The sequence below is a fragment of the Caulobacter sp. GW821-FHT09H08 genome (assembly GCF_059415885.1).
Genome location: NZ_JBWKOC010000004.1, coordinates 620,991 through 639,524, shown reverse-complemented (window position 1 = coordinate 639,524; position 18,534 = coordinate 620,991). Strand labels below are relative to the sequence as shown.

The window sequence follows — 18,534 nt, the reverse complement described above, 5'->3', positions numbered from 1 at the left end:
GCGGCCGGGCAGCCTTCGGAAACGGAGGCTGCCCGTTCGCGTTCGGCGAAAGCCGCGCCGACCATTACACCGAATTCACTGCCCACGGCCTCGGCTTGACGCTACAGGTGTAGCGCTACATACGTAGCGCGCCATCTGCTGCGGAGTCCGCCATGATCGACGCCTTGCCCCGACGCGAACGCGAGGTCTTCGAGACCCTGTGCCGGCTGGAGGCCAGCACGGCCGCGGGCGTCCGCGACGCCCTGTCGGACCCGGTGTCCGACAGCGCCATCCGCACCATGCTTTCGCGGCTGGAGGCCAAGGGCCTGGTCGAACGGACCTCGGGTCCGGAGGGCTTCCTCTATCGCCCCGTCCAGGAGACCGACGCCGTCGCGGCCGGAGCGCTGCGGCGGGTGATCGACACCTTCTTCGCCGGCTCGGCGGCCAGCGCGGCCTCGGCCCTGCTGGGCATGGGCCAGCGCCTGACGCAGGACGAGGCGACCGCCCTGGAGCGGATGATCGACGCGGCCACTGAGCGCAAGCCATGAGCTGGGCCCTGCTGATCTCGCTGCTGATCAAGTCCGGCGTCGTGGCAGGGGCCGGCTTGGCCTGCTCGCGATTCCTGGCCTGGCGCTCCGTCGAGCGCGTCGACGTCCTGCGGGCCACGGTGTGCCTCTTGCTGGCCCTGCCGGTGATCACGGCGCTCGTGCCCAGCATCGACCTGGCGCTGCTGCCGCCGCTGCCGACAATGGCCGCCATGCCGCTGCCGGTCATGGACGGGCCGGTTCCCATCGATCCCGCCGTCCACACCGCCTGGTCCTGGCCGCCCTCGGGCGAGACCATCGGGGCGGTCTGGCTGTTCGGCATGATCCTGGTCGCTGGCCGGCTGATGCTGGGCCTGCGCACCCTGACCCGCTGGACCCGCCAGGGCGAGCCGGTGACCTGCCCGGCCTGGCTGGCCCCGATAGCGGACCTGCCGCCAGTCGACCGGCCCAAGCTGGTGGCCAGCGATCGGGTCGAGGGGCCGCTGAGCTGGGGCGTCGCGCCGGGCTCGATCCTGGTCGATCCGGCGACCCTGGCCGACCGCAACGCCGCCTCCGCCATCATGGCCCACGAGCTGGCCCACCTGCGCCGCCACGACTGGTTGTTCCTGGTGCTGTCGCGCGTGGCCCTGGCGATGTTCTGGTTCAATCCGCTGGTCTGGCGCCTGCACACCGTCCTGGCCGAGCGGTCCGAAGAGGCCGCCGACGCCGCGGCGCTGCGGTTCGTCGACCGCGCCGTCTACGCCCGCACCCTGGTGCGCCTGGCCTCCCATCCCCTTCCACGCCCTGCCGTTCCGCATCTGGCGACCGCCATGGCCGCCGACGCCCGTACGCTCAAGACAAGGATCGCCTGCATCATGACCGACACGTCCGACCGCCGCCGTCCGCTGACCCTGGGCCTGACCGTGGCCGCCCTGGCCGCCGTGGCCACGCCGCTGGCCGCCCTGGCCCTGACGCGGCAGGCCGCCCCGGCCGCGCCCGCCGTGCCGCCGACGCCCGCTGCCGCCAGCCAGCCCGCCCAACCGGCGCAACCGGCTCAGCCCACCGCGCGGAAGGCCTCGGTCCATGTGACCGAGATCCGCAAGGACGGCCACGTCTACACCTCGTACCGCGAGGCCACCCCCGAGGAGATGGCGGCGGCCGACGAGGCCCGCGCTCACGCCGAAGCCGCCCGTGGGATCGCCGAGGAAGCGCGCCGCGCCGGGGAGGAAGCGCGTCGCGCCGGCGAGGAGGCCCGCCGGGTCGTCGAGGCCCATCGCGGCGAGATCGAAGCGGCCCGCGAGATGGCCGAGGACGCCCGGCGCCAGGCTTTCGCCCAGCGGGACTGGTCGCGGGAAGCCGGGGAGCGGGCCCGCGAGGCCGGCGAACGGGCTCGCGAGGCGGGCGCGCGCGCCAGGGAAGCCGGCGAGCGCGCGCGGGAGGCCGGTGAACGCGCCCGCGTCGAGGCAGCCCACCACATGGTCGAGGCCCGCGCCCAGATGGCGGAGGGCGCGGTGCAGATGCGCCAGGGCGCCAAGCAGATGCGCGAGGAGGCCGTGCGCCTGCGCGACCCCGCCTACCGCGCCAAGCAGATCGCCGAGAACCGCGCGCGGGGCAATGTGGTGACCGACGAGGCGCTGAAGGCCCTTTCGGAGAGCCTGCCCAAGAGCGCCGACAAGCTGGACCGCAGCGCCGACAAGCTGGCCGAGCGCGCGGCGCGCCAGGACTCCTGATCGGACGAGCACCGATGCGGCGCCCTGGACTTAGGTCCGGGGCGTTCGCATGTCCGGACTTCCCGAAGGCGGGCAGGCCTGCCTAACCTGAGGCTTCACTGCCTGGAGCCTCGTCTTGCGCCTTCTGTCCCGGATCGTCGCGGCCGTTTCCGCCGTCCTGCTGCTGACCGCTTCGCCGGTCGTCGCGGCGCCCAAGCCCTCGGCCGCCGCCGCTCGCGCCCTGGACGCCGGGGCGGTGGCTTCACCTGACCGCTACGGCGCCCTGGCGGCGCAGGAGATCCTGAAGGCCGGCGGCAACGCGGTCGACGCGGCGGTGGCTACGGGCTTCGCCCTCGCCGTCACCTATCCCGAGGCCGGCAATCTGGGCGGCGGCGGGTTCATGACCCTCTACGTCAACGGCAAGCCCTATTTCCTCGACTACCGCGAGACGGCGCCGGCGGCGGCCTCGGCGGACATGTATCTGGGCAAGGACGGCGAGCCGATCTCGGACCTCTCGCTGTTTGGCAATCTGGCGGCCGGCACGCCCGGCACGGTGCGCGGCCTGGCCATGGCCCACCAGCGCTTCGGCAAGCTTTCCTGGGCGCGGGTGCTGGCTCCGGCGATCCGCTACGCCCGCGAGGGCTTCCTGGTGAACGCCCAGTTCGAGGGCATGCTGATCAAGGAGGTCCCGCCGCCGGTCGAGAAGACCAACTTCCGCGCCTACTTCGCGCCCCGAAAGGCCGGGACGATGTTCAAGCAGCCGGAACTGGCCGCCACCCTGGAGCGGATCGCCAAGGGCGGCGACAAGGCGTTCTACGAGGGCAAGACCGCCGACCTGATCGTCGCCCAGATGCAGCGCGGGCCGGTGAAGGGCCTGATCACCAAGGCGGACCTGGCCAACTACAAGGCCGCGTGGCGCGAACCGCTCAAGGCCAAGTGGCGCGGCTATGACGTGATCACCGCCCCGCCGCCCAGCTCGGGCGGGATCGCGCTGATGCAGATGCTGCTGATGAAGCAGGACCTGGCGCCGAGGTTCAAAGGCGTGCCCTTGAACGATCCGCAGTACATCCACCTGCTGGCGGAGATCGAAAAGCGCGTCTATGCCGACCGCGCCGAATATCTGGGCGATCCGGACTTCGTGAAGGTCCCGGTCTCGAACCTGATCGACCCGGCCTATCTGGCGCGAAGGGCGCGGGAGGTGAATCCCGACAAGCCTTCGCCGACCAAGGCCGTCGCGCCGGGCCTGGAGAAGCCGCAGACCACGCACTTTTCGGTCGTCGACAAGTGGGGCAACGCGGTCTCCAACACCTACACCCTGAACGGCTGGTTCGGCTCGGGCGTGGTGGTCGAGGGGGCGGGCTTCATCCTCAACGACGAGATGGACGACTTCTCGGCCAAGCCAGGCGCGCCCAACGTCTACGGCGTGGTCGGCGGCGCGGCCAACGCCATCGCGCCGGGCAAGCGGCCGCTGTCGTCGATGACGCCGACGATCCTGGTCAAGGGCGGTCGGCCGGCCATGGTGATCGGCACGCCGGGTGGCTCGCGGATCTTCACGTGGGTGTTCCAGGTGCTGGCCAATGTCTACGACCACGGCCTGACGCTGAAGGCGGCCCAGAAGGCGCCGCGCTTCCACCACCAGCTGCTGCCCGAGAACGTGATCTTCTACGAGCCCTCGGCCCCGCCGTCGGCGGCGTTGAAGGCGGCGCTGGAGGCGCGGGGCTACCGGTGGGCCGAGGACTTCAGCGGCGACATGGAGGCCATCCAGGTGGTGGGGCGGAGGCCCGTGCCGGAGGCTGACCCCCGGGCGCGCGGGGTGGCGATGGTGGTGAAGTAGTCCTTCTCCCCTTGCGGGAGAAGGTGGCTGGCGAAGCCAGACGGATGAGGGGTTGATAGGCCTGTCCGGATAGCGGAGCACGACCCCTCACCCGACCCTTCGGGCCACCCTCTCCCGCAAGGGGAGAGGGATCTACCGTCTCAGGAATGGTGGGACCTTGGCCTGGAGGATCTTCACCAGCTGCGGGTCCATGAATTCGTAGTCGTCCGGAATGCCCAGCACGATCACGCGGGCGTTCTTCAGGTGCGGCTTGAAGCGGCGCGAGAGCTTATTGCGGTGCGCCTGCTCCATGACCAGCACCAGGTCGGCCCACTCCAGTTCCTCGGGCGTCACCGGGTTGCCGCAGCCGTCGTCGAGGCCGGCGGAGCTGACCTCGATCCCCGGCCAGCTGGCGAACACTTGCTCGGCCGTGGGGCTGCGCAGCTTGTTCTGGCTGCAGACGAAGAGGACGTTCAAGCGATCAGAGCCCCGCGATCTCCGCTGCGACCTTCAGCGCCGCCTCGCGGGGATCGTTCGCCGCCGTGATCGGGCGGCCGCAGACCAGGTGGCTGGCGCCGGCGCGGATGGCGTCGGCGGGGGTGGCGGCGCGGGCCTGGTCGTTCTTGGCCGACCAGTCGGGGCGCACGCCGGGGGTGACGATCAGGAAGTCCGGGCGCGCGGCGCCGTTGGCGATCTCGCGGGCCAGGGCGGCTTCGTGCGGGCTGGAGACGATGCCGTCGACGCCGCAGTCGATGGCCTGGCGCACGCGCCGCTCGACCAGGTCGCGGGCGTTGAAGTTGTAGCCCATCTCGACGAGGTCGGCATCGGTCAGGCTGGTCAGCACCGTCACCGCCAGGATCTTCAGCGAGGACTCGCCCCGCGCCTTCACGGCCGCCTTCATCACCTGCGGTTCGGCGTGAACGGTCAGCAGGTCGCAGCCGCTGGTCGCCAGGACGCGGGCCGAGCGTTCGACGGTCGCGCCGATGTCGTGCAGTTTCCAGTCGAGGAAGATCTGCTTGCCGCTGGCCTTGAGTTCGTGGGCCAGAGCCATGCCGTCGCTGGCCAGCAGTTCCAGGCCGATCTTGTAGAACGAGACGGCGTCGCCGAGTTGCTCGACCATCGCTCGCGCGTCGTCGGTGGTGGGCAGGTCCAGCGGAACGATCAGGCGCGGATCGGCGGTCATGGTCTTACCCCAGGGGTTGGCGCGCGAGACCGTCCGCCCTAGGAGAGAGGGCGAAGGTTCGGGCGATTTAAAAGGTAAGGACGTCGAATGACCGAGGCGAAGCTGGCCGTCAACTTCTTCGTCGCGCTGTTCGCCTTGATCGACCCGATCGGGAACGTGCCGCTGTTCGCCGCCGCCACCCTGGGCGCGGCCGCGGCGGGGCGGCGAATGGTGGCCGTCTATATCGGCCTGTTCGTCGCGGCCTTCCTGATCTTCTTCTATTTCACGGGCGTCGGCCTCTTGGCCTTCTTCGGCATTTCGATGCCGGCCTTCCGCATCGCCGGCGGCGTCATCCTGTTCATCCTCGGTCTGGACATGCTGCGCGACGACTTCACCACCATGTTCGCCGACGCGGCCGAGGGCATCGAGGGCCAGTCGGCGCGGGTCTACGCCCAGAAGCGTTTCGAGCGCCTGATCGTGCCGTTCGCCATGCCGCTGCTGATTGGCCCGGGCGCGATCTCGACCGTGATCATCTACGCCGCCGAGGCCAAGCCGTTCGGCTGGGCGGGCCTGGGCCTGGGCGTGGCGGTGATCTCGGCAGTGTCGCTGGTGATGGTGGCGGTGTTCTGGGCCGCGCCCCTGATCAGCAAGGTGCTGGGCCGGATCGGCATGAGCATCGTGGTGCGGGTCCTGGGTTTGATCCTCTGCGCCCTGGCGGTGCAGTTCGTGATCATCGGCGTCGGCGACGCCACGCGCGGCCTAGTCCGCCAGGACGCCAAGGCGCCCTACGCCGCCGATAAGTAGCCGCGCGGTCTGGACAGCCTTGGCCGCAGGAGCCCATATCCCGGCCATGCGCGCTTCCGCTCACGACGCTGATGTGATCATCGCCGGCGCCGGCATGGCCGGCTCGACCCTGGCGCTGGCCTTGGCCTCAGGTGGCCTCCGGCCGCTGCTGGTCGACCCCCAGCCGTTCGAGGCCCAGCTGGCCCCGACCTTCGATGGGCGGTCCTCGGCCATCGCCTATTCCTCGTTCCGCCAGTGGCGCACGATCGGCGCGGGCGAGGCCCTGGCCCCTCATGCCCAGCGGATCGAGCAGATCCTGGTCACCGATGGCCGCACGCCCGGCGCGGCGGCCCGCAAGGCCTCGCCGGCCTTCCTGCGCTTCGATTCGAGCGAGATCTCGGGCCGGATCGAGGGGGAGCCGCTGGGCTACCTGATCGAGAACCGCCGCATCCGCCAGGCCCTGGCCCAGGCGGTGACCGAGAAGCAAATCCCGGTCATCGCCCCGATGGCGGCCAAGGCCCTGGCGGTCGACCCTGCCGGCGCGAGGCTGACCCTGGCCGACGGCCGGGTGCTGTCGGCGCCCCTGGCGGTCAGCGCCGAGGGGCGGGGCTCGGTGCTGCGCCGGGCGGCCGGCATCGGCGAGATCGGCTGGGGCTATGGCCAGTCCGGCGTCGTCGCCACGGTGCGGATGGAGAAGCCGCACGAGGGCGTGGCCTACGAATATTTCCTGCCCAGCGGCCCGTTCGCCATCCTGCCGCTGACCGACAATCGCGCAAGCCTGGTCTGGACCGAGAGCACCGCGCGCGGCGAGGCGCTGCGCAAGGCCTCGCCCGAGGCGTTCCACGCCCACCTGATGCGCCGGTTCGGCGAGTTCCTGGGCGCGGTGAGCATCGAGGGGCCGACCTTCGTCTATCCGCTGTCGCTGTCGCTGGCCGAGCGCATGGTCGCCCCGCGCCTGGCCTTGATCGGCGACGCGGCCCACGGGGTGCACCCGATCGCGGGGCAAGGGTTGAACCTGGGGCTCAAGGACGCGGCGGCGCTCGCCGAGGTTCTGGTCGAGGCGATCCGCTGCGGCGAGGACATCGGTAGCGAAGCGGTGCTGGAGCGTTTCGCGCGCTGGCGGCGGTTCGACACGGTCAGCAACGCCCTGGCCTTCGACGCCTTCGTGCGGGTGTTCTCGAACGACAATCCGCTGCTGCGAGCGGTGCGGTCGGCGGGGCTGGCGGTGGTCAACCAGATCGCGCCGGCGCGGCGGTTCTTCATGCACGAAGCCGGTGGCGGGGTGGGGGATCTGCCGAAGCTGTTGCGGGGTGTGGCGCTGTAACTCTCCTCCCCCTCAGGGGGAGGTGGCCCAGAGGGCCGGAATGGGCAGCTCGGCATAGGCCGGTGATGCCCACTCAGTCGCTCCGCGACAGCTCCCCCAGAGGGGGGAGCAGATTATTCAGACAGCTCCCGCGCCTCTTCCGGCAGCATGATCGGGACGCCGTCCCGGATCGGATAGGCCAGCTTGGCCGAGCGGCTGATCAGCTCGCCCTTGGCGCGGTCGTATTCCAGCGCGCCGCGGGTCACGGGGCACACCAGCACTTCCAGCAGGCGCGGATCGACGTCGATGGTGGGAGCGGGGGCTTCGTTCATACGCCGTCTCTACTGGATCGATTGTGGTTCGTCATCGTCGCTCGCGGCCGCGTCGATCTCCAGCAGGGCCGTCAGGGTCGCCTTGCGTTCGAAGATGGTCTCGGCCTCGAGCAGGGCCTGCTTTTCCATCGGGTCGAAGGGCAGGGCCATGGCCAGGCTGTTGATCAGGGCGTCGGAGGGGGCGCTCTCGGCGTCGCCCCAGTCGATGGCCAGGCCTCGGTGGTCGAGATAGCGGCGCAGGGCCGAGAGCAGGCGGTCGATATCGGGCGCGGTCCGCTCGCCGACGGCGGCGTCCTCGCGCAGGTCGGGCTCATAGGGGCTGAAGTCGGCGCGGACCTGGCGGTAGGGCGTGCGGACCGGCAGCTCGTCGCCGGTCCGGAAGCGGCAGACGCCGGTCAGGGTGATCAGGTAGCGACCGTCGCTGGTCTCGGCGAAGCTGGTCACCCGACCGGCGCAGCCGACGGGGGCCAGCGACGGGCGATCCGCGTCGGCGCCGTGGTGCGGACGGGTCTGGATCATGCCGATGATCCGCTCGCCCGACATGGCGTCGTCCAGCATGTTGAGATAGCGCGGCTCGAAGATGTTGAGCGGCAGCTGTCCGCCGGGCAGCAGCAGGACGCCGTCCAGCGGGAACACCGGGATCACCAGGGGAAGGTCGCCAAGCTTTCGGTAGGCCGCCGCCATTCGGCTCTCCCTCTCTGGGTCCCTAGCTGAACAGGATCGACGACAGTTTCCGCCGACCGCGCTTGGCCACCTCGGACGTCGGTCCGGCGGCCTCGAACACCGTCATCAGTTGCTTGCGCGCGGCGTCGTCGTTCCAGGCACGATCGCGTTCGATGATGGTCAGAAGATGGTCGGCCGCATCCTGCAGGCGCCCGGCGCCCGCCAGGGCCTTGGCCAGCTCCAGCCGGGCCTCGTGATCGTCGGGATCGGCGGCCAGGCGCTTTTCGAAGGCGGCGGTCTCGGACGGGGCGTCCTCGGCGAGCGCCAGGGCGGCGCGGGCGGCGTCGAGATCGGGGTCCTTGGCGTCGGCCGGAGCCATGGCGACCACCTCGGCGGCGCCCTCGAAGTCGCCGCCGGCGAGATAGGCGCGGGCCATGCCGCCGAGCGCCTTCACATTGGTCGGATCGGTGTTCAGCGCCTGGGCGAAGGCCTGGGCCGCGCCGCCGATGTCGCCGATGTCCAGCGACTCCTTGCCCATGGCGATCAGGTCGTCGATGGCGCTGGGGCCGGCCGGACCGGTCAGCTTCTCGACGAAGGCCTTCACCTGGCTCTCGGGCAGGGCGCCCTGGAAGGCGTCGACCGGGCGACCGTCGACGAAGGCGTAGACCGTCGGGATCGACTGCACGCGCAGCTGGCCGGCGAAGCCCGGATTGGCGTCGACATCGATCTTCACGAGCTTTACCGCGCCGTTGGCGGCGTTGACGACCTTCTCGATCGTGGGCGTGAGCTGGCGACACGGGCCGCACCAGGTGGCCCAGAAGTCGACGATGACGGGCTGGGTCTTCGAGGCCTCGATGACGTCGGCCATGAAGCTGGCGTCCGTGCCGTCCTTGATGTGGTCGCTTTTGGCCGCGTTGCCGGGCGTAAGGGGCGCAGGCTTTTCGCCGATCAGGGACATCGGGTCTCTCGTGTACTCAAGGTGGGGGAACGCTCGAACCGGCAAGATGGTCCTTCGTGCGGCCGCGCGCAATGTTCCGTTCGCGCGTGGGGCGAGGTCGGAGCTCCGTCCTCGCCCTTCGACAAGCTCAGGGTGAGGACGACTTTCGGCGCATCGGTAGGAAACCTCACCCTGAGCCTGTCGAAGGGCGAGGTTGACGCTAGCCCACCACTTCCATCGCGGCGAAATCCACGATCATCGGCTCGATGCCGAGCACGGCCAGGAACTTGCGGAAATCGGCCTGGGACACGGCCGTGGTGGCGTCGTTGGCCATCGGGTGAAAGTTGACCGGGTCGCTCTCGGCCAGGGCCTTGTCGAGCACGAAGCGCAGGCGTCGCTCCGTATCGTTGATCAGGCCGAAGGCGGTGACCGAGCCCGGTGTCACGCCCAGGGTCTCGACCATCATCTCCTGCGGGCCGAACGACAGCCGGCCCGAGCCGATCACGTGGTGCAGCTTCTTCAGGTCGATGGTCGTCTCGCCCAGGGCCGAGATCAGCCACAGCTGGCCCTTGGCGTCCTTGAGGAAAAGGTTCTTGGTGTGGCCGCCGGGCAGGGCCTTCTTGATCTCCAGCCCTTCCTCGACGCGGAACACCGGCGGGTGGTCCAGGGTGGTCTGCGAGATTCCGTGGGCCTCGAAAAAGGCGAACAGGTCGGCTCTGGTCTTCATGGGCTTTCTCTAGACGGCCTCGCCTCACGGGCGCTAGAGCTTGGTTCCAAGGGAACGGATAACAACAAGGATAAAGGCCGGCATGGAACTGGAGTGCTATCCCACCGAGAACCGTCCGCCGGATATCGTGCCGGGTCGCCCGCAGCGGGCCTGGATGGATCATTTCGCCGAGCGCCATCCCTATCGCTGCCTGCCGCTGACCATGGCCAACACCACCGGCTGGGACATCATCTGCCCGGTTGGCTTCTCGATGACCTGGGACGGCGGGGCGCACCAGGAATGCATCAAGTTCCAGCCCGACCATCCGTATCCGGGTTTCACCGACTTCGTGAAGTCGCACTTTACCCGGGGGGTGGTGACCTTCCATACCGGCTATCTTTTCCGCACGCCGCCGGGTTGGTCGCTGATGGCCATGGGGCCGCCGAACCACGTCAAGGACGGCATCCAGCCGCTGGCGGGCGTGATCGAGACGGACTGGCTGCCGTTCCCCTTCACGATGAACTGGATCTTCACGCGGCCCGGCACGGTGCGGTTCGAGAAGGGCGAGACCTTCTGCTTCATCATGCCGATCCAGGACAAGCCGATGGAGGCCTTCCAGCCGGTGATCCGCTCGATGAACTCCAACGCCGACCTGCGCCGCCAGTACGACGTCTGGGCCGAGAAGCGCAGCGAGTTCAACGCCCTGATCTTCAAGCGCGACCCCGAGGCGACGAAGGAGGCGTGGCAGCGCTTCTACTTCAAGGGCGAATACCCCGAGGAGATCCAGGCCGAGGCGCCCAGCCACCACGTCAACAAGCGTCGGATGAAGGCGCCGAAGGTGGGGCTGTAGTCCGCTAAACTGTCATCCCGGCCGAACCCCGGCGAAAGCCGGGGGCGGAGCCGGGACCCAGGGGGGGACGAAACGCTGAGCGCGCCGCCCCTGGGTCCCGGACAGCCTCTGCGAGGCTTCCGGGATGACACGAATTTGGATATTCCAGAGTACTCTGCTTGACAGAGTATCTCGCATCCCATAGCTCTGCATTACAGAGTTCTCTGGCAATGGAGCCCGCGATGACGAGCGTATCCAAGACCGAGGCGCAGGCCGCCTTGTCGGAAATCGACGCGGTGACGCGGCGAGGCATGACCCTGAAGGGCTATCGCCACGCCGGGCCGATCCTGATGCTGTGGGGCGTAATCTGGGCGTTCGGCTATGTGGGCATGGCCAAGCTGGCGCCGAACTACTGGGGCTGGATGTGGCTGGGCCTCGACATGATCGGCTTCACGGGCACCCTGCTCCTCACGCCCAGGGCCGACGGCGCGGGCGGGCGCGCGCCGATGGAGCGCTGGCGGATGGGCATGGCGATGGCGGCGGGCGTGGCCTTCGTCCTGGCCGTCGTGGCGATCTTCCCCAAGAACGACGTGCTGCCCTATCTGGCGCTGCCGGGGCTGTTTGTCGGGTTCATCTACATGATCCTGGGGGCGCTGATGGCCCCCCGCTACATCTGGATCGGCGCGGGGATGTTCGTCGCCACCCTGGTGGGCTTCTTCGGCTGGCCGGCCCACCTGGCCGAGTGGATGGCCGTGGTCGGCGGCTGCGGCCTGGTGATCAGCGGCCTGTGGCTGGGGAGCGCGTGATGGCGCAGCTCGACGATCTTATTCATCAGCCGCTGCGCCTGAAGATCATGGCAGCCCTGGCCGCCGAGAAGGGCCAGCCGCTGGACTTTCCACGCCTGAAGACGATCACGGAGGCCACCGACGGCAACCTGGGCAGCCACCTGGCGACCCTGGAGAAGGCCGGCTATGTCGCGATCGAAAAGGACTTCGTCGGCAAGCGCCCCCGCACCCAGGCCCGGCTGACCCCGGAAGGCCGCAAGGCGTTCCGGAGCCATGTCGAGTATCTGCGCGCGGTGGTGGAGGCGGCGGAGGAGGCTTAAGCGCCGAAACCTCGCCCTTCGACAGGCTCAGGGTGAGGTTTCTACTGTGGCGACGGCGCTAGTCCTCATCCTGAGCTTGTCGAAGGACGAGGACGGGCCGCAGCTTTACCCCCCGATCTTGTTGCCGTAACCGATCACCACGGTCGCGCCGACCAGAAGGGCCACGCCCAGCCAGACCATGTTGCGCACGGCGGGGCGGGCGTCCTTCCACTCCTTAAAGGCGAAGCCCCACAGGGTGCCGAAGATGATGATCGACGCCATGTGCAGGGTCCAGCTGGAGAAGCCGAACTTGCCCATCTGGCTCTCGCCCATGGTGTAGAAGAAGAACTGGAAGTACCAGGCCGTCCCGGCCAGGGCGCTGAGCAGCCAGTTGGCCAGCAGGGGCGGCTTTTCCTCACCCTCGGCCACCTTCCCCAGCCACTGGCCGGCCGACTTGTTCCTGGCGATCAGGATGGCGCACCAGACGCCATTGGTGATCAGCCCGCCGAACATGACGAGGCACAGGGTCGGCAGGCCGGTCCACAGCGGACCCGCGCCGGCCGCGGCGGCCAGGGCCTTGATCGGCTCGCCGGCCGCGAGACCAAAGGCGAAGCAGGCCGACATGACGCCCGAGAAGATCGCGACCGCGATGCCCTTCTTGAAGTCGAACTCGGCGACGGCGGCGGCCTTCTGGTCGGGCGACAGGTCGGCGTCCTTCTTGGCCCCGGCCCAGGCGACCACGACGATGCCGGCCAGGGTCATCAAGAGGCCGCCCAGGATGATCTTGCCCGAGGTCGAGCCCAGCAGGGTGTCGGCGAAAGTCCCGCGCACGATCGGCGGGATCAGGGTGCCGAACACGGTGCACAGGCCCAGCACCACGGCCATGCCGAGCGAGAGGCCGAGATAACGCATGGTCAGGCCGTAGGTCAGGCCGCCGAAACCCCACAGGACCCCGAAGAACACGCACAGGCCCACGACGTTGGTTGGCACCTGGCTCATCACGCCCATCAGGTTCGGCGTCTGCAGCGAGGCGAAGAACCACGGAGCCAGCAGCCATGAGAAGACCCCGCCGGTCAGCCAGTAGATCTCCCACGACCAGCGCTTCACGCCGCGATAGGGGACATAGAAGCTGGCGGACGAGAGGCCGCCCAGCCAGTGGAAGAAGACGCCTAGCAACGGGTTCATCTTAAGGTCCTTGGGCCTAGCGGGTGACGCTGACGAAATCGAAGTCGGCGTGGCCGACGGTGGTGGCGATGCTGGACGGCGTGCCGTCCGGGGCCTGGGCGAACAGGCCGAACTGGGCGCCGACCCAGCGGCCCTGGCGCGCGGTCATGGCGTCGCCGAGCGGCGTGAAGCTCCGGCCGTCCAGGCTGTAGGCGAAGGTGGCGCGGGCCAGCTGGGCGCGGCGCATCGACGGCCACTGGCGCTGCTCGGGCGGATTGTCGATCGGGATCTCGACCGGCTCGACGCTCATCCGCAGCCAGACCGGGCCGGCGGGGGCGTCCGTCGTGGCGGCGACCTTCTCGGCCGCGCCGTCGGAGGCCTTGGGGCGGTCGACGCGAACCAGCTTCACACCGTCGGCCGTCTTGCGCAGGCCGATCCAGCCGTAATCGTAGCCGAAGATCGCGAGACCGGCCTGCTCGCCGACCCGCAGGGCTTTCAGCTCCAGCTTGGTGGTGACGGTGAAGCGGTCGGCCGGAAGCTTCTGCGACAGCAGGGCGCCCGTCTCATAGAGATTGGCCGAGCCGGAGACGGACTTCAGCCGCAGGAAGCCCGGGCGGGCCTTGAGGTCCAGCCAGTCGGCGGCCGGATTGGCGTTCCACTGCCAGGCCAGGGACAGCTTGCCGTCGAAGCCGTCGTCGGTCTGGGGCCAGGCGACGGGCGCGGGCTTGGTGGTCTTGGGCTTCTTGAAGCTGGCCACCGGCTCGCCGATGCCGTTCCCGTCGGGATCGACGCCGATCACCGGCCAGCCGTTCTTCCAGGTCATCGGCTGCAGGTGGACGCGGCGGCCATAGGCGTCGGCGTCCTGGAAGTGCAGGAACCAGTCCTCGCCGCTGGCCGTGGTCACCCAGGCGCCCTGGTGGGGGCCGTTGGTGGCGCTGGCGCCCTGGTCGAGGACGTTCCGGGCCTCGTAGGGGCCATCGATCTTCCGCGACCGGAACACGCCCTGCCAGCCGGGCTTCACGCCGCCGGCGGGGGCGAAGACGTAGTACCAGCCGTCACGCTTGTAGAGCTTGGGACCTTCCAGGGTTTCCCAGGCCATGGGGCCTCGGCTGGTGGCGGCGGGCGGCAGCTTGTCGGCGTCGATGATCACCACGCCTTCGCCAACCGTTTTGGAGCCGTCGGCGTTGAGGGGTTTCAGGGTGATGCGGTTGTTGATCCCGGCCCGGCTCTTGGCCCAACCCATCACCAGCCAGCCCTTGCCGTCGTCGTCCCAGAAGGGCGCGGGATCGATGGCGCCCTTGCTGGCGTCGACCAGCTGCGGCGCGCTCCAGGGGCCTTTCGGGTCCTTGGCCGTGACGCGGAAGATCCCGAAGTCGGGGTCGGGGTAATAGATCTGGAACAGGCCCGCGTGATGCCGGATCGCCGGCGCCCAGACCCCGCCGCCGCGCCGGGGCGTGCGGTGGTGGGCCTCGGGGACATTGGCGGTCAGGGCGTGGCCGACGATGGTCCAGTTGACCAGGTCCTTGGACGCCAGGACCGGCAGGCCGGGAATGTTCGTGAACGAGGACGAGGTCAGGTAGAAGGTGTCGCCGACCCGCGTGACGTCCGGATCGGAATAGTCGGCGGCCAGGACGGGGTTCTTGTAGGTCCCATCACCCTGATCAGGGACCCAGGGGGCGGTCGCCGCGCCTTGCGGGACTTGAGCGGATGCGGACGCGCCGATCCACAGCGTCGCCGCCAGCAGCGCCCATGCCCGCATCGTCCCCTCCAACTCGTTTATCTCATTATATGAGAGATATATCTATATAATGGGCACCTTTCCAGCGATCAGGCTAGAGCCGATCGATCCTGCGTCCCAACAAACCATCGTCATTCCCGCCCTTGTGGCGGGAACCCCTTTGTCCGCCGCAGGTGCGGTACGGGCGACTTGCTGAGCACGTCGCTTGCGTCTCACGCGCCAGCTGAACCAGGGGTTCCCGCCACAAGGGCGGGAATGACGGGAGAGAAACGGGAGAGAAGTTGCGACGGTGAAAGCGATCCCGCCAAAACTTTCCAAGCGTGGCCGTGACACTGCGCGTCTTCGCCCATAGGCTCCCCCGCGCGCTCATGGGCGAGTAGGCATTGGGAGGGGAACGAATGGATCGTCGGCTGACGGCGCTGGCCGCCTTGTTGTTGATGTCGGGATCGGCCTTGGCGCAGACCGCGCCGCCCGCCAGTCCCTCCCCGAGCGCCGACGCCGCCAAGGCCGACAAGCCCGAGAAGTGGAACGTCAACGCGCCGCCCGGCGTCACGACCCGCCAGATCCCGATCGCGGTCGACAACGGCACCTGGATGAACGTCGACGTCTCGCGCGACGGCAAGCTGGTCGCCTTCGACCTGCTGGGCGACATCTACACCATGCCGATCGCCGGCGGGACGCCGACCCGGATCGCCGAGGGCCTGGCCTATGACCAGCAGCCACGCTTCTCGCCGGACGGCAAGCGCATCGCCTTCACGTCGGACCGCGGCGGCGGCGACAATATCTGGATCATGAACCTGGACGGTTCCGACAAGCGGCAGCTGACCAAGGAGGACTTCCGCCTGCTAAACCAGCCCAGCTGGAGCCCGGACGGCCGCTTCATCGTCGCCAAGAAGCACTTCACGACGGCCCGTTCGCTGGGCACCGGCGAGGTGTGGATCTACCACGTCTCGGGCGGCGGCGGCGTGCCGCTGGTCAAGCGCGCCAGCGAGCAGCTGCAGAAGGAGCTGGGCGAGCCGATCTACGCCGCCGACGGCAAGAGCGTGTTCTACACCCGCAACGTCACGCCGGGCCCGATCTTCGAATACGCCCAGGATTCCAATACCGACCTCTTCCAGATCGAGCGCTACGACCTTGAGACCGGCGAGGTGACCACGGCCGCCTCGGGCGTGGGCGGTTCGGTCCGTCCGACGCCGTCGCCGGATGGCAAGAAGATCGCCTTCGTCCGCCGCGAGCGGGCCAAGTCCAAGCTCTATGTGCGCGATCTGGCCTCGGGCGAGGAGCGCAAGCTCTATGACGCCCTGGACCAGGACGTGCAGGAGACCTGGGCGGTCACCGGCGTCTATCCGAACATGGCCTGGACGCCGGACGGCGCCGGCGTGGTGTTCTGGGCGGGCGGCAAGATCCGGCGGGTGAACGTCGCCGACGGCGCGGCCAGCGTGATCCCGTTCAAGGTCGCCGACACTCGCGTGGTGATCGACGCCACCCACCCGCAGGTCGAGGTCGCGCCCGACCGCTTCACGACCAAGATGCCGCGTTGGGCCAGCGTCTCGCCGGACGGCAAGGCGGTGGTGTTCGAGACCCTGGGCAAGCTGTGGGTCAAGCCGACGGCGGGTGGCGAGGCGCGCCGCCTGACGTCCGGCGACGAGGCCGAGTTCCAGCTGTTCCCGGCCTGGTCGCGCGACGGCAAGACCATCGTCTTCGTCGGCTGGACAGATGCCGGGCTGGGCCACATCCGCACCGTGGCGGCGACCGGCGGCGCGGCCAAGGACGTGATGGCCCAGCCGGGCCACTTCGCGTTCCCGCAGTTCTCGCCCGACGGCAAGACGATCGTGTTCGAGCTGCGCCGCGGCGGCGGGCTGACCTCGCCGCGCTGGTCGCAGGACCCGGGCGTCTACCGCGTCGCCGCCAGCGGCGGGGCGCCGGTGAGAATTTCGCGCAACGGTTCGGAGCCGCAGTTCGGCGCCGCCAACGACCGTCTGTTCATGCTGATGTCCGAGAAGGACAAGCGCCAGCTGGTCAGCACCGACCTCTCCGGCCAGGCCAAGCGCGTCCACGCCAGCGGCGACATGGTCAACGACTACCAGGTCGCGCCGGACGGCCGGAACGTCGCCTTCCGCCAGAACTACGAAGCCTTCGTCATGCCGCTGCTGCCCGGCGCGCAGGAGGTGTCGGTCGACCAGAAGGGCGGACCCCTGCCGGTGACGCGGGTCAGCGCCGAGGGCGCGGACTTCATCAACTGGTCGAACGACGGGGCGCAGATCCACTGGAGCATGGGCCCGACCCTGTTCACGGCCCAGACCGAGGCGCTGTACGCCAACGCCCCGGCCGCCGAGGCGGGCAAGGACGCCCCTAAGGACCCGGCGAAGTTCAAGCCGGTCGCCACGGGCCTGTCGCTGTCGATGGAGGTCGCCGCCGACAAGCCGACCGGCGTGCTGGCCCTGACCGGCGCGCGGATCGTCACCATGGCCGGCAAGGACGGCGGCGTCATCGACGACGGCGTGATCGTCATCAAGGGCGACCGCATCGTCTCGGTCGGCCCCAAGGCCAGCGCGGTCATCCCCGCCAACGCCAAGCTGGTCGACCTGGCGGGCAAGACCATCGTCCCGGGCCTGGTCGACGCCCACGCCCACGGGCCGCAGGGCGAGGACGACCTCGTGCCGCAGCAGAACTGGTCGTCGATGGTCAACCTGGCCATGGGCGCGACGACGATCCACGACCCGTCGGCCCGCTCGTCGGAGATCTTCGTCGCCGCCGAGCTGCAGCGGGCCGGCAAGATCCTGGCCCCGCGCACCTTCTCGACCGGCGAGATCATCTATGGGGCCAAGTCGCCGGACGCCTATGCCGAGATCAACACACTCGATGACGCACTGGCCCATGTCCGCCGGCTGAAGTCGCAGGGCGCCCACAGCGTCAAGAACTACAACCAGCCGCGCCGCGAGCAGCGGCAGATGGTGGTGATCGCCGCCCAGCGCGAGGGCATGGAGGTCGTGCCGGAAGGCGGGTCGCTCTACAGCATGGACGTCACCCTGGTGCAGGACGGCAATTCGACCGTCGAGCACAACCTGCCGGTCGACCGCTTCTACGACGACATCGTCAGCTTCTGGTCGCAGTCCAAGACCAACTACACGCCGACCCTGGTGGTGGCCTATGGCGGCCTGGCCGCCGATCCGTACTGGCGCCAGCACATGGACGTCTGGAAGCATCCGCTGCTGTCCAAGCACGCGCCGCCGGCCCTGCTGGCCGCGCGCAATGTCCGTCGGGCCTCGGCGCCCGAGGAGGACTATGTCGACGCCGCCACGGCGCGCGAGGCCAAGAAGCTGGCCGATCGCGGCGTGCAGGTCGCCATCGGCGCCCACGGCCAGCAGGCGGGCCTGGGTCCGCACTGGGAGATGTGGTCGTTCGTGCGCGGCGGCTGGAGCCCCGTCGAGGCCCTGGCGGCCGGCACCATCAACGCGGCGCGCAGCCTTGGCTACGCCAAGGACGTCGGCTCGCTGGAGGCCGGCAAGCTGGCCGACCTGCTGGTGCTGGACGCCGATCCCACCGTCGACATCCGCAACAGCGACAAGCTCTTCCGCGTGATGCTGGGCGGACGGCTCTACGACCCGGCGACCCTGAACGAGACGGTGACCGGCAAGCGCGAACGCCAGCCCTACTGGTGGGAGCGTTCGGGCGAGGCCTTCAGCGGCGGGCGACCCGCCGAGGCGCATGCGGAGGACGTAGGCTAAGGGCGCTCGCCGTCCTGTAGGCCATCCGGGTGAGTTGACGCCGCTCGCCTCCGCCGCGCCAAATGGTCGGGAAACCGTTT

At 69.3% G+C, this 18,534-nt stretch carries 17 protein-coding genes and 3 pseudogenes; 10 read left to right on the top strand and 10 right to left on the bottom strand.

The window, feature by feature from the left end; genetic code table 11:
• Positions 1-152 precede the first annotated feature (152 nt).
• The 3 genes from AC07NN_RS17585 to ggt all read left to right on the top strand — a co-directional run bounded on the left by AC07NN_RS17585 (position 153) and on the right by ggt (position 4,046).
• On the top strand, positions 153-527 hold the full coding sequence (locus AC07NN_RS17585; protein WP_494643700.1) for a BlaI/MecI/CopY family transcriptional regulator: 375 nt from the start codon (positions 153-155) through the stop codon (positions 525-527).
• Positions 524-2,233, top strand: coding sequence for a M56 family metallopeptidase (locus tag AC07NN_RS17580; protein WP_494643695.1), 1,710 nt, complete (start codon positions 524-526; stop codon positions 2,231-2,233). The genes AC07NN_RS17585 and AC07NN_RS17580 overlap by 4 nt, the downstream gene beginning before the upstream one ends.
• A gap of 115 nt (positions 2,234-2,348) precedes the next feature.
• Positions 2,349-4,046: a gamma-glutamyltransferase gene (gene ggt, locus AC07NN_RS17575; protein WP_494643693.1), complete on the top strand. Its 1,698-nt coding sequence runs from the start codon at positions 2,349-2,351 to the stop codon at positions 4,044-4,046.
• Between the two features lie 132 nt (positions 4,047-4,178).
• Here ggt and AC07NN_RS17570 read toward each other — a convergent pair whose 3' ends face one another.
• Both AC07NN_RS17570 and pyrF read right to left on the bottom strand, forming a co-directional pair.
• On the bottom strand, positions 4,179-4,502 hold the full coding sequence (locus AC07NN_RS17570; protein ID WP_494643691.1) for a low molecular weight protein tyrosine phosphatase family protein: 324 nt from the start codon (positions 4,500-4,502) through the stop codon (positions 4,179-4,181).
• A 4-nt stretch (positions 4,503-4,506) separates the two neighbouring features.
• Positions 4,507-5,208 (bottom strand): orotidine-5'-phosphate decarboxylase, encoded by a 702-nt coding sequence (gene pyrF / locus AC07NN_RS17565; RefSeq protein WP_494643688.1) that lies wholly within the window; start codon positions 5,206-5,208, stop codon positions 4,507-4,509.
• A gap of 87 nt (positions 5,209-5,295) precedes the next feature.
• On the opposite strand from pyrF, the gene AC07NN_RS17560 reads away from it, so the two are divergent.
• A complete protein-coding gene (locus tag AC07NN_RS17560) occupies positions 5,296-5,991 on the top strand; it encodes a MarC family protein (RefSeq protein WP_494643686.1) in 696 nt (231 codons plus the stop codon).
• Positions 5,992-6,037: 46 nt separating this feature from the next.
• Complete coding sequence (locus AC07NN_RS17555; protein ID WP_494643684.1) at positions 6,038-7,294, top strand: UbiH/UbiF/VisC/COQ6 family ubiquinone biosynthesis hydroxylase; 1,257 nt, start codon at positions 6,038-6,040, stop codon at positions 7,292-7,294.
• A gap of 113 nt (positions 7,295-7,407) precedes the next feature.
• Here the strand turns inward: AC07NN_RS17555 and AC07NN_RS17550 are convergent, their stop codons facing one another.
• The 5 genes and pseudogenes from AC07NN_RS17550 to AC07NN_RS17530 form a co-directional block, all read right to left on the bottom strand.
• Complete coding sequence (locus AC07NN_RS17550; protein ID WP_494643680.1) at positions 7,408-7,605, bottom strand: Trm112 family protein; 198 nt, start codon at positions 7,603-7,605, stop codon at positions 7,408-7,410.
• A gap of 9 nt (positions 7,606-7,614) precedes the next feature.
• The gene (locus AC07NN_RS17545; RefSeq protein ID WP_494643676.1) at positions 7,615-8,289 is read right to left on the bottom strand and encodes an LON peptidase substrate-binding domain-containing protein; all 675 of its coding nucleotides are present in this window, start codon (positions 8,287-8,289) and stop codon (positions 7,615-7,617) included.
• Between the two features lie 22 nt (positions 8,290-8,311).
• Positions 8,312-9,226, bottom strand: a complete 915-nt coding sequence (gene trxA, locus AC07NN_RS17540; protein ID WP_494643670.1) for a thioredoxin — start codon at positions 9,224-9,226, stop codon at positions 8,312-8,314.
• Between the two features lie 105 nt (positions 9,227-9,331).
• Positions 9,332-9,454, bottom strand: a pseudogene (locus tag AC07NN_RS17535) (hypothetical protein); the annotation flags it as partial.
• Positions 9,426-9,932: a prolyl-tRNA synthetase associated domain-containing protein gene (locus tag AC07NN_RS17530; protein WP_494643665.1), complete on the bottom strand. Its 507-nt coding sequence runs from the start codon at positions 9,930-9,932 to the stop codon at positions 9,426-9,428. The pseudogene AC07NN_RS17535 and the gene AC07NN_RS17530, both read right to left, overlap by 29 nt.
• Positions 9,933-10,014: 82 nt before the next feature.
• Between AC07NN_RS17530 and AC07NN_RS17525 the strand changes: the two genes are divergently transcribed.
• The 3 genes from AC07NN_RS17525 to AC07NN_RS17515 all read left to right on the top strand — a co-directional run bounded on the left by AC07NN_RS17525 (position 10,015) and on the right by AC07NN_RS17515 (position 11,845).
• The gene (locus AC07NN_RS17525; protein WP_494643663.1) at positions 10,015-10,761 is read left to right on the top strand and encodes a DUF6065 family protein; all 747 of its coding nucleotides are present in this window, start codon (positions 10,015-10,017) and stop codon (positions 10,759-10,761) included.
• Between the two features lie 221 nt (positions 10,762-10,982).
• The gene (locus AC07NN_RS17520) at positions 10,983-11,546 is read left to right on the top strand and encodes a hypothetical protein (protein WP_494643661.1); all 564 of its coding nucleotides are present in this window, start codon (positions 10,983-10,985) and stop codon (positions 11,544-11,546) included.
• Positions 11,546-11,845, top strand: a complete 300-nt coding sequence (locus AC07NN_RS17515; RefSeq protein WP_494643658.1) for a winged helix-turn-helix domain-containing protein — start codon at positions 11,546-11,548, stop codon at positions 11,843-11,845. The genes AC07NN_RS17520 and AC07NN_RS17515 overlap by 1 nt, the downstream gene beginning before the upstream one ends.
• Before the next feature lie 8 nt (positions 11,846-11,853).
• Here AC07NN_RS17515 and AC07NN_RS17510 read toward each other — a convergent pair.
• From AC07NN_RS17510 to AC07NN_RS17500, 3 genes and pseudogenes are all read right to left on the bottom strand, one after another.
• Positions 11,854-11,948: pseudogene (locus AC07NN_RS17510) on the bottom strand (hypothetical protein); the annotation flags it as partial.
• Between the two features lie 2 nt (positions 11,949-11,950).
• Entirely contained in the window at positions 11,951-13,009 is a 1,059-nt protein-coding gene (rhaT, locus tag AC07NN_RS17505) for an L-rhamnose/proton symporter RhaT (protein WP_494643656.1), read from the bottom strand.
• Positions 13,010-13,025: 16 nt separating this feature from the next.
• Entirely contained in the window at positions 13,026-14,747 is a 1,722-nt protein-coding gene (locus tag AC07NN_RS17500) for a glycoside hydrolase family 43 protein (protein ID WP_494643653.1), read from the bottom strand.
• Positions 14,748-14,833: 86 nt separating this feature from the next.
• On the opposite strand from AC07NN_RS17500, the pseudogene AC07NN_RS17495 reads away from it, so the two are divergent.
• Positions 14,834-14,990 (top strand): annotated as a pseudogene (locus AC07NN_RS17495) (hypothetical protein); the annotation flags it as partial.
• 134 nt (positions 14,991-15,124) lie between these two features.
• Complete coding sequence (locus AC07NN_RS17490; RefSeq protein WP_494643651.1) at positions 15,125-18,454, top strand: amidohydrolase family protein; 3,330 nt, start codon at positions 15,125-15,127, stop codon at positions 18,452-18,454.
• Positions 18,455-18,534: the final 80 nt, after the last annotated feature.